This is a genomic window from Oleiphilus sp. HI0123 (assembly GCF_001635315.1).
In genome coordinates this window covers 1-278 of record NZ_LWGE01001563.1, presented here as the reverse complement: position 1 = coordinate 278, position 278 = coordinate 1, and the positions used below count along the sequence as shown (strand labels likewise).

Here is a 278-nt window from a genome sequence, read left to right as displayed (position 1 = left end):
TGACTTAGCTTTGTCATGATCAAAAGCTGGCTTGTATACACGTTTACTAATCAAAGCATCGTAGACATCTGCCAAAGCCATTAAACGCGCAGACAGTGGAATAGCATCACCCTTTAAGCCTTGAGGATATCCGCTACCATCCCATTTTTCATGATGAGAGGCGGCAATCTCTCGTGCATAACGCAAGAAAGAATTGCTTCCCAAGCGGGCTTCGGCAACCGCTAAAGAGTCTGCCCCCAATTGCGCATGCGTTTTCATGATCATGAACTCTTCATCTG

1 protein-coding gene is annotated in these 278 nt (G+C 46.0%); it reads right to left on the bottom strand.

Going from position 1 to position 278, the window contains the following annotated elements; all coding sequences use genetic code 11:
- Positions 1-258 (bottom strand): HD domain-containing phosphohydrolase (locus tag A3761_RS20935; RefSeq protein ID WP_231881275.1); only part of this gene is annotated, 258 nt, incomplete at its 3' end.
- Between the last annotated feature and the right edge of the window lie 20 nt (positions 259-278).